We start from the raw sequence: 13,161 nt of genomic DNA on the forward strand, positions 1-13,161 counted from the left end.
CAGAGACGTCCTGTAGATGCAGTTTGGTAGGGTACACGCCAATTCCCTAACCTTTTCAAGGCCGGTACTGCCACGAGATCAAGTTTCAAAACCGTGCGTCTGGTTCTCTCTCTGGAGCATTGTTGGGCGTAGCGGCAGCCAATGCTTTTCTGGGCGTCGATCTTTCCGGGGAGATCGTCGCTGGTGTTGTCGGGACAGGGGGTGCGTTGGCCTTTTTGAAAACCGTAGGAGCGGCTTCAGCCGCGAAGCCCTCTCGCTGCTAAAGCAGCTCCTACGGGGCAAATCTGTCACTGGTTCATCAATACCAGCGTGCCTCGCCAGGCGGGCGTTTCTTGAAGCGTTTCATGCTCCACATGTACTGGCTCGGGTAGGCGCGTACGTACTTTTCCACCACCTGGCTCATCGCCGCCGCAGCGGTTTCGGTGTCGGTGCTGTACATCGCCTCAGGGGCGGCTTCGAGCACCACCTTGTAGCCTGAGCCATCCGGCAGGCGCATGGCGTGCAGGAATACGCCGACCGCTTTACCGCCGGCGAGCATGTTGGGCACGAACTTGCTGGTCAGGGCTACAGTGCCGCAAAACGGCACGAAGATACCCGCCGATTCAGCCGGCTCCGGGTCGGCGGGAATGCCCACCTGGCCGCCCTTGCGCACTTCCTTGATGACGCTGAGGATGCCTTCCTTGGTCGACGGCGCAACCCGGTTGCCCAGCTGTACACGTTGCTTGCGCAGTAGTTCATCCACCGCCTTGAGCTTGGGCGGCCGGTAGAAAATGATCGGTTTGCACTGGCTGCAATAGAAGTGATTGAGCACTTCCCAGTTGCCCAGATGGCTGGTGATACCCACAACGCCCTTGCCTGAAGCCAAGGCATCCTTGAGGACATCCAGACCTTCGACCTCGCGCACCAGATCAATGGATTTTTGCGCCGGCCAGATCCACGCACAGGCGCTTTCGGTCAGGGTCTTGCCGATGTCCATCAGGCTGCGACCGACCAGCTTCTCGCGCTCGACGTCGTTCAGCTCTGGGAAACACTTGGTCAGGTTGATGCGCACCACGTCACGCGAGCGGTTGGGCAGCTTCCACATCAGCCAGCCAATCGTCGAGCCTACCGCTTGTACGGCACGCCAGGGCAGCAGGGCAAACAGGCGCAACGCCCCGACCATCAGGGCGCCTTTGAATTTTTCCACGAGTCACTCTCCTGATTTCAGCCGGCCATTGTACCCGTCAGCGCCCGATAGCGATCACAATCGGTCGTATGATCCATGACCATGCCGCTGGCCTGCATGTAGGCGTAGCAGATGGTCGGGCCGACAAAGGTGAAGCCGGCTTTCTTCAGCGCCTTGCTCATCGCTTCGGCCTCGGCGGTAATCGCCGGCACCTCGCTGCGATCCTTGAAGTGATTGACCTTGGGCACGCCACCGACGAATGACCAGAGCAAGGTGACCGGATCGTCCAGTTGCAACCAGGCGCGGGCGTTGCGCCGGGCGGCGTTAAGCTTGAGGCGGTTGCGAATGATGCCCGGCTCCTGCATCAACTGCTCGATGTACTCATCGCTCATGTCGGCCAGTTGCTGCACATCGAAACCGAACATCACCTCGCGGTAACGGGCGCGTTTTTTCAGGACCGTGATCCATGACAATCCGGCCTGGAACCCTTCGAGCAACAGCAGTTCGAACAACTTCTGCGCATCGCGCAGTGGCACGCCCCATTCGTGATCGTGATAAGCGATATACAGCGGGTCTTCATTGCACCAAAAGCAGCGTGTCATAAACCTCCCACAGGCCGATCCACGAACGAATCGGGTATACTCCCGCCCTTTCGAATCGCAGCCCAGCACAGGTGAATTTTGTGAGCCAGCCTACGCCAGCCGTGCGTACCTTCCAAGACTTGATCCTCGCCCTCCAGCAATACTGGGCCGATCAAGGTTGTGTGGTGCTTCAGCCCTACGATATGGAAGTGGGCGCCGGTACTTTCCACACCGCCACGTTTCTGCGCGCCGTAGGCCCGGAGACCTGGAACGCCGCCTACGTTCAGCCGAGCCGCCGCCCTACCGACGGCCGTTATGGTGAAAACCCCAACCGCCTGCAGCACTACTACCAGTTCCAGGTGGTGCTCAAGCCCAACCCCGACAACTTCCAGGAACTGTACCTGGGCTCGCTCAAGCACATCGGCCTCGATCCGCTGGTGCATGACGTGCGGTTCGTCGAGGACAACTGGGAGTCGCCGACGCTGGGCGCCTGGGGGCTGGGCTGGGAAATCTGGCTCAACGGCATGGAAGTTTCGCAATTCACCTACTTCCAGCAGGTCGGCGGTATCGAGTGCTACCCGGTAACCGGCGAGATCACCTACGGTCTGGAGCGTCTGGCCATGTACCAGCAGGGCGTGGACTCGGTCTACGATCTGGTCTGGGCCGACGGTCCGTTCGGCAAGGTCACCTATGGCGATGTGTTCCACCAGAACGAAGTGGAGCAATCGACCTACAACTTCGAACACGCCAGCGTCGACAAGCTGTTCGAGCTGTTCGATTTCTATGAAGGTGAAGCCCAGCGCCTGATCGGTCTGGAGCTGCCGCTGCCGAGCTATGAAATGGTGCTCAAGGCTTCGCACACCTTCAACCTGCTCGACGCCCGCCGGGCAATCTCGGTGACGGCACGTCAGCAGTACATTCTGCGCGTGCGTACCCTGGCCCGCGCCGTGGCCCAGGCTTACCTGCAATCGCGGGCCAAGCTGGGCTTCCCGATGGCGGCACCTGATCTGCGCGACGAAGTATTGGCCAAGCTGGAGGCTGCACAATGAGTGCTCAAGATTTTCTGGTTGAACTGGGCACCGAAGAACTGCCACCCAAGACTCTGGGCAGCCTGGCCGATGCATTTCTGGCCGGCATCGAAAAGGGCCTGCAGGCCGCTGGCCTGACCTACAGTGCCAGCCAGGTCTACGCCGCACCACGCCGCCTGGCGGTACTGGTCACCGGTCTTGCCAGCCAGCAACCGGACCGCAGCGTGAATCTGGACGGCCCGCCGCGCCAGGCTGCGTTCGACGCCGAAGGTAACCCGACCCAGGCCGCACTTGGCTTTGCCAAGAAGTGCGGGGTGGATCTGGCCGAGATCGACCAGAGCGGCGCCAAGCTGCGCTTTGTGCAGAACATCGCGGGCAAGCCGACCACTTCGCTGCTGCCAACCATCGTCGAAGATTCGCTCAACGACCTGCCGATCGCCAAGCGCATGCGCTGGGCCGCGCGCAAGGAAGAGTTCGTGCGTCCGACCCAGTGGCTGGTGATGCTGTTTGGTGACCAGGTCGTCGATTGCACGATTCTGGCCCAGACCGCTGGCCGTCTGTCCCGTGGCCACCGCTTCCATCACCCGGAAGATGTGCGTATCAGCTCGCCGGCCGGCTACCTGACCGACCTGCGTGCCGCATACGTACTGGCTGACGCCAACGAGCGTCGGCAGATCATCAGCAAGCGTGTTGAAGAACTGGCTGCCCAGCAGCAAGGCACCGCCATCGTGCCGCCAGCCCTGCTCGACGAAGTGACCGGCCTGGTCGAATGGCCGGTGCCGCTGGTCTGCTCCTTCGAAGAGCGCTTCCTGGAAGTGCCTCAGGAAGCGCTGATCACCACCATGCAGGACAACCAGAAGTACTTCTGCCTGCTGGACGCCGAAGGCAAGCTGCTGCCGCGCTTCATCACCGTGGCCAACATCGAAAGCAAAGACCCGTCGCAGATCGTCCACGGTAACGAGAAGGTCGTGCGTCCACGCCTGACCGACGCCGAGTTCTTCTTCAAGCAGGACAAGAAGCAGAAGCTCGAAAGCTTCAACGAGCGCCTGAAAAACGTGGTGTTCCAGGCCCAACTGGGCAGCGTCTACGACAAGGCCGAGCGGGTTTCGAAACTGGCTGCCTACATCGCCCCGCGCATCGGCGGCGATGCTCAGCGTGCGGCACGTGCCGGTATCCTGTCCAAGTGCGACCTGTCCACCGAGATGGTCGGCGAGTTCCCGGAAATGCAGGGCATTGCCGGTTACTACTACGCCAAACACGACGGTGAGCCGCACGATGTGGCCCTGGCGCTGAACGAGCAGTACATGCCACGTGGCGCCGGCGCTGAACTGCCGTCGACCCTGACCGGCGCGGCAGTGGCCATCGCCGACAAGCTCGACACCCTGGTCGGCATCTTCGGTATCGGCATGCTGCCGACCGGTAGCAAAGACCCTTATGCGCTGCGTCGTGCGGCCTTGGGCATCCTGCGCATCCTGATCGAGAAACAACTCGACCTGGACCTGATCGACACCGTGAAATACGCCGTCGGCCAGTTCGGCGCCAAGGTCAAGGCCGCAGGCCTCGCCGATCAGGTTCTGGAGTTCATCTTCGACCGGCTGCGGGCGCGTTATGAAGACGAAGGCATCGAAGTGGCGGTGTACCTCTCGGTACGTGCCCTGCAACCGGGTTCGGCACTCGACTTCGACCAGCGTGTACAAGCCGTTCAGGCGTTCCGCAAACTGCCGCAGGCTGCCGCGCTGGCAGCGGTGAACAAGCGGGTATCGAACCTGCTGAGCAAGGCCGAGGGCAAGGTTGCCTCGACCATCGAGCCGAAGTACTTCGACAACGCCAACGAGTTCTCCCTGTACTCGGCCATTCAACAAGCCGATCACGCCGTGCAGCCAATGGCCGCCGAGCGTAAGTACAACGAAGCGCTGACCCGTCTGGCCAACCTGCGCGAGCCGGTCGATGCGTTCTTCGAAGCGGTGATGGTCAATGCCGAAGACGCCAACGTGCGGGCCAACCGCTACGCGCTGCTGGCGCGTCTGCGCGGCCTGTTCCTGGGCGTGGCTGATATCTCGCTGCTGGGCTGAGGAGTAAAGAGTGAAACTGCTGATTCTCGATCGTGACGGGGTGATCAATCAGGACTCCGACGCCTACATCAAGTCGGTGCAGGAGTGGATCCCCATTCCCGGCTCGATCGAGGCCATCGCAGAACTGAGCAAGGCCGGCTGGACGGTGGCGGTTGCCACCAACCAGTCCGGTATTGCCCGAGGTTATTACGACTTGGCCACCCTGGACGCCATGCACGCGCAATTGCGCAAGCGGGTGGCCGAGCAGGGCGGCGAGGTTGGCTTGATCGTCTATTGTCCACATGGCCCGGATGCCGGTTGCGATTGTCGCAAGCCACTGCCGGGCATGCTGCACACCATTTCCCGGCACTATGGCGCAGACCTCAAAGGCCTGTGGTTCGTGGGCGACAGCAAGGGTGACCTGCAGGCGGCGCTGGCCGTCGAAGCTCAACCGGTGCTGGTATTGACCGGCAAGGGGCAAAGAACGATAGACGGCCAGCTCCCGGCCGGCACGCTGGTTTTCGATGACCTGGCGGCGGTTGCCAGGCAACTTATCCACACCCGTGCTGGCTGAGACCTGCCTCCGGCATTCTTCATCACACGCGCAATGAACGGGCCGCTGCCCGCTAGGTAAACGTCAGCATGTCGATCATTCAGACCATCAGGATCTTTATCTTTTACCTGTGCCTCGGCGGCAGTGCCTTGCTGTGGTGTTCGCTGAGCTTTTTCGTTGCGCCGTTCCTGCCGTTCAAACAGCGCTACCGCTTCATCAACGTGTATTGGTGCCGCTTCGCCCTGCTGCTGGTGCGCAGCATCCTGGGCATCAAGGTCAAGGTCTCCGGCCAGGAGCATGTGCCTGAAACGCCCTGCGTGATCATCTCCAACCACCAGAGCACTTGGGAAACCTTTTTCCTGTCGGCGTACTTCTCGCCACTGAGCCAGGTACTCAAGCGCGAACTGCTTTACGTGCCGTTCTTCGGCTGGGCGATGGCCATGCTGCGCCCGATCGCCATTGACCGCGACAACCCCAAGGCGGCGCTCAAGCACATCGCCAAGAAGGGTGACGAACTGCTCAAGGACAAGGTCTGGGTACTGATCTTCCCGGAAGGCACTCGCGTGCCCTACGGCAAGGTTGGCAAGTTCACTCGTGGCGGAGCCTCGCTGGCAGTGAATGCCGGCCTGCCGGTCCTGCCGATTGCCCACAACGCCGGCAAGTTCTGGCCTCGTGATGGCTGGGGCAAAACGCCGGGCACCATCGAGCTGGTGATCGGTGCCCCGATGCAGGCTGAAGGTACGGGCCCACGCGCCATTGCCGAGCTCAATGAGCGGGTTCAGGCCTGGAACGAGGCCACCCAGCGTGCTCTGGGCTCCCCCGCCACACCGCTGACAGGCGAAGAAAAAGTGCCTGCCTGAAATTGTGGATAACCTGTGTGCGAATTTTCTGAAACTCGCGAATATTTTCAATAACTCACTGATTTACATGCTTATTTCTATAAGTCATCAGTGAGCTGAAAACGTGCATAAGTTTTTTCCTGATTGAACCGGCGCCTCTCAAGGCGCCGGTTTTTTTATGCGTCTCATCCGGGTCATTTCCATCACGATTGATCTATTCAGCATCAGCGCAATTGAATTGCGATCAATTCTTAAATGCATCCAGAATGGACAGGCCGGTGCGTATGGAAACCTCGCCACTCGACACCCTATATCGCGATCATCATGGCTGGCTGCAAAGCTGGCTGCGTCAGCGCCTGGGTGACCGTGAACAGGCGGCCGATATCGCTCAGGATACGTTCCTGCGCCTGCTGGTCACCCGGCGGATGCCCGGAATGGGGGAGGGGCGCATGTATCTGGCGCAGATCGCCCGCAATCTGGTGATCGACCAGTGGCGCCGCCAACGTATCGAGCAGGCCTACCTGCAAAGCATCGCCGGGCTGGCGGAACCGGAGTCGCCGAGCCTGGAAACCCGGGCCATGATCATCGAAACCCTGATACAGATCGACCAGATGCTCGACAGCATGCCAGGCAAGGTTCGCGAGGCATTTGTGCTGTCGCGCTTCGAGGGGCTGGATTATGCGCAGATTGCCGAACGCCTGCAGGTCAGCGTCAGCTCCGTACAGAAGTACATGCTGCGCGCCATCAATGCCTGTTATCAGGTGCTGTACGCCGAATGAGCCACGGCCAGGAAGCGCCGATTGCCCCGGCCATCGTCGAGCAGGCCAGCCACTGGCTGATGCTGCACTGGAATGGCGAACTCGATGCAGAGCAGCACCAGCGCTTCATCGAATGGCAGGCCGCCGACGCCGAACACCGCCGCGCCTGGCAACGGTTTGAACGCTTGCAAGGCACCTTGGCTGGAGTACCGGCCATTGATAGTGGAAACCGTCGTCGGCGAGATCCAGGCGCTGGGCACGCGCTTCTCTGTGTATGAAGTGGCTGGCGGCAGCCGTGTCGAACTGTTCGAAGGCGAACTGGAGCTGCGTCCCCGACACGCCCCGGCCGCTCGTCTACAGGCAGGACAACAGCGCTGGTTCAACGCCGAACAAATGGGACCGCTCGATCGCACGGATCCCAATGCCATTGCCTGGACTCAGGGCCGCCTTGTTGCCGAGCGTGTGCCCCTCGGCCAGTTTCTTCACGAGCTGTCGCGCCACCGTCCCGGCGTGCTGCGTTGCGACCCGGCGGTCGCTGCACTGCCACTGACCGGCGTGTTCCCCTTGGACGATACCGACCGGGTGCTGCTGGCGCTGCAGCAATCGCTGCCGGTCAAGGTCCAGCGCCTGACAGCCTATTGGGTAACCGTAGGACCGCGATACTGACCGAACACCCCGTGCGCTGCGCAGCTTATAAAATTATCGATCCCGGCTTGTCGGTTTTCCCGCCTCGCTCGGGATACCTCTTGAAACCAATAACCAAGCATTCTCAAGGGGGAAATAATCAGAATGCCGTACCTGCCCGCTACGCCGCGCTCCAGACTCAGCCTTTCGATCCGTCACGCCCTGGTTGCCAGCCTGGTGGCCGGTGTACCGGCGCTACCTGCGTGGGCCGCCAGCACAGCCCCGGCGCAACAGCAGCAGAGCCGTACCTATGCAATTGCGGCCGGCAGCCTGGATCAGGTGCTTAATCGCTTTGCCAGCGAGTCGGGGATATTGCTTTCCGTTACGGGACGTTAACGGCAGGCAAGCGCAGTCCGGGGCTCAATGGCAGCTATGGGGTAAGGGAAGGGCTGGCAGAGCTGTTGGCAGATACCGGATTGCAAGCGATCAATAGCGGCGGCAATTACACGCTGCAAAAGGTGATAGAGGCGGGCGATGCGGTTGTCTTTGGCGCGACCGATATCAACGCTCGAGGGCTGGGGGCGACCACCGAGAACACGGGGTCCTACACCACCGGCTCAATGCAAACCGCTACGAAACTGGCGTTAACAATGCGTGAGACACCTCAATCGGTGAGTGTCGTGACGCGCCAGCAGATGGATGACGCCAGCCTGACCACTGTGCAGGAGGCTATCAGCAAGACTCCAGGGCTGACGATGCAGAAGATCGGCCCGGAGCGCTACACCTTTTACGCGCGTGGCTTTCAGATCAACAGCCTATTGTATGACGGACTGCCGACCTTACTGGGGACTGCGGCAGACGCTATCACACCTGCCAACCTGGCGATGTACGACCGGGTGGAAGTTACCAGGGGAGCCACGGGACTGGTGCAGGGTTCGGCCCCGTTGGTGTACTTGTGAATGTCGAACGCCGACAGAAAACGACCGTGCTCACGAATCGAGCGACAGCTCAACTCGTTTACGTAGTTCCACACAAAATTCACAGCACGAGAAGCTTCACTCAGCTGCGCTGCGTGCTTGTCTCGCACTCGAATCTTGAGGGTTTTGGTCGCTTTCATTTCAGTAATGAAATACAGAATAGGGGCGGTTTTGTGGATTTAAACCCCTATGACCGCTTCGCGGTGGCGCTTTCATCCCCCACCTGAAGGAAGGGGCTTTTCGCGCCAGCTCGGTAAAGATTCGGGAGTGTTCGAGCGAGGTGATCTATTCGACACCGACGTGCCACGCCACCAGTTCAAGCTCAGCACCATGTATAAGCTCCCCAATCAGTGGGAACGCTGGCGCGTAGACGGCAGCCTGTATGCTCAAAGCTCGATTTTTAACAAAGGCACTACGGCAGGGGTGGGCTATGAAATCGAGCAGGCTGCCTACTACATTGTCGATCTCAATGCCGGCTACAAAGCTTCCGAGCACCTGGATCTGCGTTTTGGTTTGAACAATGTCTTCGACAAGAAGTACTACCAGACGATCTCCCAGAACACCTCCAGCTGGCCAACTGCATTCTACGGCGACCCGCGCAATATCCAGGTGACCGCCAGTTACAGATTCTAAACCGGTTTCAGCCTCCACCCTGTTCAGATATAGGACCCTGACAGCCGCCTGCTGCCGGGGTTCTTCGTCTGCCTGCTGCACCCAGTGTTTCACGTGGAACATTCCGTGCTCTGGACAGAGCAGGACAACATCTCGGGCTTTGCTAGGCTAGACTCCCGCCATCATCCTGCCCACCACCTGGCCGTCCCCCTTGGTCCAGTGAGGAAGTCGCACCATGAATGATCTCTTCAACATGCTGACCGATGACCGGTTCATGCCCCACGGTCACTGCTATTTCTGGCGGCCCGACTTGCTGTGGGCCAACGTGTTGTCCGACAGCCTGATCACCCTGAGTTACATCAGTATTCCGTTTGCCTTGCTGTACTTCATCCGTAAGCGCAAGGACATTCCCTTCGACTGGATATTCGTCTGTTTCGGTGTGTTCATCCTGGCCTGCGGCGCGACCCATGTGATGGAGATCATCACCATCTGGTATCCGTATTACTGGATCTCCGCTTTCATCAAGGTCATCACTGCGACGGCATCGCTGCTTACGGCCATTATGCTGATCAAGCTGATACCGCTGGCGTTGAAGATTCCCAGCCCGTCACAACTGGCCAAGGTCAATGAAGAGCTGCGCGCAACCCAGGCCGAACTGATTGCCACTGCACGCCAGGCGGGCATGGCGGAGATCGCCACCAACGTCCTGCACAACGTCGGCAATGTGCTTAACAGCGTGAATGTCTCAGCGCAGGTGCTGCGAGAAAAGATTCGTGGCTCGAAAGGCCAGGGCGTCTCGAAGGTGGTGCAACTGCTCAATGAGCATACTCATGACCTGGGCGACTTCATGAGCCACGACCCGAAAGGGCAGATGCTGCCGGGCTATCTGAACAAGCTGGCCGAAGCCATGGAAGCCGAACAACAGAGCCTGCTCGATGAACTTGCGCTGCTGACCAAAAGCATCGACCACATCAAGGATATCGTCGCCACCCAGCAGTCTTACGCGGGCAGTTCCAGCTTCATGGAACCGGTGCAGTTGCGCGACCTGATCGAGGACGTGGTGCGCATCTGTGATGTGTCACTGGCCCGCCACACCATCACCTTGGTCAAGGACTTCCGCGACGTTCCAGAGATCAATCTCGACAAGCACAAGGTCCTGCAGATTCTCGTCAACCTCATCAATAATGCCAAGCAAGCCCTCGAACCGGTCAAGGATCACCCCAGCCAAATCGTTTTGCGGATGGAGGCCGATGAGGCCGAGATCAAGATCGAGGTAGCAGATAACGGTGAAGGCATTCGCGAGGAGAACCTTGCCCGAGTCTTCGAACATGGCTTCACCACTCGGGCGTCGGGCCACGGGTTTGGCCTGCACAGTTGCGTCCTCGCCGCCAGGGACATGGGCGGCAGCCTGACCGCTCGCAGCGAGGGGCAGGGCAAAGGGGCATCCTTCACCCTGGCACTGCCCATCACTCAAGGTTGATATGGCCCTCGGCCAATAGCTCACCGGCATGCTCGCTGTTCACGGCCTCACTGAAGTAATAGCCGTGAGCGGCGACGGTCGAGCCGGTGGAGATCAACGCGTTTCTCTGTTCCAGCGTCTCCACGCCTTCAGCGATCACTCCGATGCCGACTTCGTTGGCAAAGTTGATGATGGTCCGCAGAGTGATCGCGCTGTGAAAATCATCCCGTGCATGGGTCACAAAGATCGGTGCAAGTTTGAGCCGGTTGACCCGAAAGGTCTTCAGATAATCGAAAGACGAGTAATCAGTACCAAAGTCATCAATAGCGATCTTGATACCCAACTCGCGCAGTTTCGGGAGCACGTCGTTATGGGTCCACTTGGTGTGCGCCAGAGTGGCCTCGGTGACATCCAGCTCAAGATCCGATGGCTGTAGCTGCCAACGATTGATGGTCTGGATCACTTCACCGACGAACTCGCTACCACGCTTGAGCTGGGTCAGCGACAGGTTGATGGATATTACCGGTGGCGCGATCTGCCGCTGCTGCCATTCGCGCATCTGCTTGCAGGCCTGGTTAAGTACCCATTGCCCGACCGCCACGATGGTGCCGGCCTTTTCCGCTGCCGATACAAACTCGCCGGCATCGAGTAAACCGCGAACCGGATGGTGCCAGCGCAGCAAGGCTTCCATCCCCAGGATGGCGCCGGTCTGCAGGTCGATCTCCGGCAAGTAGTACAGCTCAAGTTCTTCGCGGATCAGCGCCTGCTTGAGCTCGGCAATCAAGGTAATCCGGCTGCTGACCTCCTCGTTGATGTCTTCCGAGTGGAAGTGATACCGATTACGGCCGGTTTCCTTGGAGCGGTACAACGCCATATCAGCCTGGCTCAGCAGGCTCTCGGCGCTGGCACAGCCTGGCGCATAGGTGCTGATGCCGATGCTGGACGACACATACAGGTCATGGCCATCCAGGTGATAAGGCTGCATCAGGCGACTGTTGAGCTTCATGGCCAACGCCGCCGCGTTGGCTGGATCGCCCATCTCCAGTTGCAGGATGGCAAACTCATCGCCGCCCAGACGCGCCACCAGATCGCTCTCACGGGTGCATTCGCTTAGACGTCGAGCCGTTTCCCGTAACAGCAAATCACCCACCGCGTGTCCGAGGGTGTCGTTGATGCGTTTGAAGTGATCGAGATCCAGATAGAACACCGCGAACGACATCGCACCGCGCTCAGCAGCAGCAAACGCATAGCGCAGACGCTCCATCAGAGTCGCCCGGTTGGCGATGCCGGTCAGGCCATCGATACGCGCCAGTTGCGAGATCTTTTCTTCGGCCTGCTTGCGCTCGGTGATATCAATAATGATGCCTTCGATCTCCAGCAGCCTGCCGCTGTTGTCACGCACCGGCACATAGCGATTCTCGACCCAGCGATAGTCATCGGAGCCGGTCCGCAGCCGGAACTCAATGGACGCCCCTTGGGCACCTTTATCAAGAACCCAGCCCATGGCCTCATTGACCTTGTCCTGGTCCTCGGGATGAATCAGGGTCTGTGTCCAGTCGGCTGAGGCCAGCAATGCAGCGCGCTGGTGACCGAACTTGGTGATGTTGTGCGAGATGTACATCAGCGGAAATGACGGCTGGCCACGTAGCCGGTAGAGGATGGTCGGGCTGTTCTGCACGATGATATTGGCATCGGACAAGTCCCGCGTTCGCTCCTGCACCGCTTGCTCCAGCAGGTTCATCTTGCGCTGCGCCTCTTCGGTCATCTGCCACTTGACCGTCATGGCCCTGGCCATCTGCACGATTTCGATAGGATCGAAAGGCTTCTTGAGGATCAGCAGCCGGTCGCCCATGTCGACCCGACCGGTCATCTCTTCCAGAGAGTAGTCCGAGTAGGCTGTGCACAGCACCACCTGTAAACGTGAGTCGACCTGCCATAGATGCTCAAGGGTCTGCAGACCATCCCAACCGGGCGGCATGCGCATATCGATGAAGGCCAGGGCATAAGGACGCCCCGCAGCTAGCGCCTGCTCCACCAGAGCGAGGGCCTCCTGGCCCTGATAAGCGCTGTCGAGTTCAAACTCCGATGCACGCTCGGAAGTATTGGGGCTGCCAAACAGAAGCGCTTCGGCTTGGGCCAGATCATCTGCGGCCTCGTTGCGAGGGCAGAGGATCTTGCGAAAATCACCGTGAATCGAAGGTGTATCGTCGATGATCAGGATACGCCGGTTAAGACTGGAAGCCGGGGTCATCGCACACGCTCCAACATCCGAATAGCAGAGGAACAGTCAGTCATGCATCTTTCATCCTTGAACACATGCGGCGCCGGGCAAGCCGGGGAGGCGTGGTGCATGACCTGCCGAGCTGACACAAGACCAGCTAAAGACAGAGGGTAGCACGGCCTAGCCTGGGTGCCCGTCGGTGTCCCGAGAGGCGCGAGAGCATGATGCCTGCGCTCCAGCAGCAAAAAGACCTCAATCAGGTGATGTGGGCCGGGGTGGCGCGAGAGGGGCTA

12 protein-coding genes and 2 pseudogenes are annotated in these 13,161 nt (G+C 59.7%); 11 read left to right on the forward strand and 3 right to left on the reverse strand.

The window, feature by feature from the left end; genetic code table 11:
* Positions 1-298: 298 nt before the first annotated feature.
* Complete coding sequence (locus tag NRB16_RS08870; RefSeq protein ID WP_257105982.1) at positions 299-1,186, reverse strand: lysophospholipid acyltransferase; 888 nt, start codon at positions 1,184-1,186, stop codon at positions 299-301.
* A 17-nt stretch (positions 1,187-1,203) separates the two neighbouring features.
* On the reverse strand, positions 1,204-1,767 hold the full coding sequence (locus tag NRB16_RS08875) for a DNA-3-methyladenine glycosylase I (RefSeq protein WP_253113774.1): 564 nt from the start codon (positions 1,765-1,767) through the stop codon (positions 1,204-1,206).
* Between the two features lie 80 nt (positions 1,768-1,847).
* On the opposite strand from NRB16_RS08875, the gene glyQ reads away from it, so the two are divergent.
* From glyQ to NRB16_RS08925, 11 genes and pseudogenes are all read left to right on the forward strand, one after another.
* Positions 1,848-2,795: a glycine--tRNA ligase subunit alpha gene (gene glyQ, locus NRB16_RS08880; RefSeq protein ID WP_045485286.1), complete on the forward strand. Its 948-nt coding sequence runs from the start codon at positions 1,848-1,850 to the stop codon at positions 2,793-2,795.
* Positions 2,792-4,846 (forward strand): glycine--tRNA ligase subunit beta, encoded by a 2,055-nt coding sequence (glyS, locus tag NRB16_RS08885; RefSeq protein WP_045485288.1) that lies wholly within the window; start codon positions 2,792-2,794, stop codon positions 4,844-4,846. The genes glyQ and glyS overlap by 4 nt, the downstream gene beginning before the upstream one ends.
* A 10-nt stretch (positions 4,847-4,856) precedes the next feature.
* Entirely contained in the window at positions 4,857-5,399 is a 543-nt protein-coding gene (gmhB, locus tag NRB16_RS08890; protein WP_045485290.1) for a D-glycero-beta-D-manno-heptose 1,7-bisphosphate 7-phosphatase, read from the forward strand.
* A gap of 68 nt (positions 5,400-5,467) precedes the next feature.
* On the forward strand, positions 5,468-6,238 hold the full coding sequence (locus NRB16_RS08895) for a 1-acyl-sn-glycerol-3-phosphate acyltransferase (protein WP_045485291.1): 771 nt from the start codon (positions 5,468-5,470) through the stop codon (positions 6,236-6,238).
* 263 nt (positions 6,239-6,501) lie between these two features.
* Positions 6,502-6,996: a sigma-70 family RNA polymerase sigma factor gene (locus NRB16_RS08900; protein WP_253113768.1), complete on the forward strand. Its 495-nt coding sequence runs from the start codon at positions 6,502-6,504 to the stop codon at positions 6,994-6,996.
* Positions 6,993-7,641: pseudogene (locus NRB16_RS08905) on the forward strand (DUF4880 domain-containing protein). Before NRB16_RS08900 ends, NRB16_RS08905 begins: the two are co-directional and overlap by 4 nt.
* Positions 7,642-7,764: 123 nt before the next feature.
* Positions 7,765-7,995 carry a hypothetical protein gene (locus NRB16_RS08910; RefSeq protein WP_257105983.1) on the forward strand — a complete coding sequence of 77 codons (231 nt, stop codon included), beginning with the start codon at positions 7,765-7,767 and terminating at the stop codon, positions 7,993-7,995.
* A pseudogene (locus NRB16_RS29615) lies at positions 7,971-8,057 on the forward strand (hypothetical protein); the annotation flags it as partial. The gene NRB16_RS08910 and the pseudogene NRB16_RS29615, both read left to right, overlap by 25 nt.
* A gap of 3 nt (positions 8,058-8,060) precedes the next feature.
* Positions 8,061-8,558, forward strand: a complete 498-nt coding sequence (locus NRB16_RS08915) for a TonB-dependent receptor plug domain-containing protein (RefSeq protein ID WP_257105984.1) — start codon at positions 8,061-8,063, stop codon at positions 8,556-8,558.
* 285 nt (positions 8,559-8,843) lie between these two features.
* Complete coding sequence (locus tag NRB16_RS08920) at positions 8,844-9,209, forward strand: TonB-dependent receptor domain-containing protein (protein ID WP_257105985.1); 366 nt, start codon at positions 8,844-8,846, stop codon at positions 9,207-9,209.
* A 214-nt stretch (positions 9,210-9,423) separates the two neighbouring features.
* Entirely contained in the window at positions 9,424-10,668 is a 1,245-nt protein-coding gene (locus tag NRB16_RS08925; RefSeq protein ID WP_045485300.1) for a sensor histidine kinase, read from the forward strand.
* Here the strand turns inward: NRB16_RS08925 and NRB16_RS08930 are convergent.
* Positions 10,655-12,898 (reverse strand): bifunctional diguanylate cyclase/phosphodiesterase, encoded by a 2,244-nt coding sequence (locus tag NRB16_RS08930; protein WP_257105986.1) that lies wholly within the window; start codon positions 12,896-12,898, stop codon positions 10,655-10,657. The genes NRB16_RS08925 and NRB16_RS08930 overlap by 14 nt on opposite strands.
* Between the last annotated feature and the right edge of the window lie 263 nt (positions 12,899-13,161).

Source organism: Pseudomonas sp. LJDD11, from assembly GCF_024584215.1.
Lineage (GTDB): Bacteria > Pseudomonadota > Gammaproteobacteria > Pseudomonadales > Pseudomonadaceae > Aquipseudomonas.

Excerpts from the sequence above, each read along its gene's own strand:
- NRB16_RS08875 (WP_253113774.1), bottom strand. The coding sequence starts at position 1,767 with ATGACACGCTGCTTTTGGTGCAATGAAGACCCGCTGTATATCGCTTAT.
- glyS (WP_045485288.1), top strand. The coding sequence starts at position 2,792 with ATGAGTGCTCAAGATTTTCTGGTTGAACTGGGCACCGAAGAACTGCCA.
- NRB16_RS08895 (WP_045485291.1), top strand. The coding sequence starts at position 5,468 with ATGTCGATCATTCAGACCATCAGGATCTTTATCTTTTACCTGTGCCTC.
- NRB16_RS08900 (WP_253113768.1), top strand. The coding sequence starts at position 6,502 with ATGGAAACCTCGCCACTCGACACCCTATATCGCGATCATCATGGCTGG.
- NRB16_RS08910 (WP_257105983.1), top strand. The coding sequence starts at position 7,765 with ATGCCGTACCTGCCCGCTACGCCGCGCTCCAGACTCAGCCTTTCGATC.
- NRB16_RS08925 (WP_045485300.1), top strand. The coding sequence starts at position 9,424 with ATGAATGATCTCTTCAACATGCTGACCGATGACCGGTTCATGCCCCAC.
- NRB16_RS08930 (WP_257105986.1), bottom strand. The coding sequence starts at position 12,898 with ATGACCCCGGCTTCCAGTCTTAACCGGCGTATCCTGATCATCGACGAT.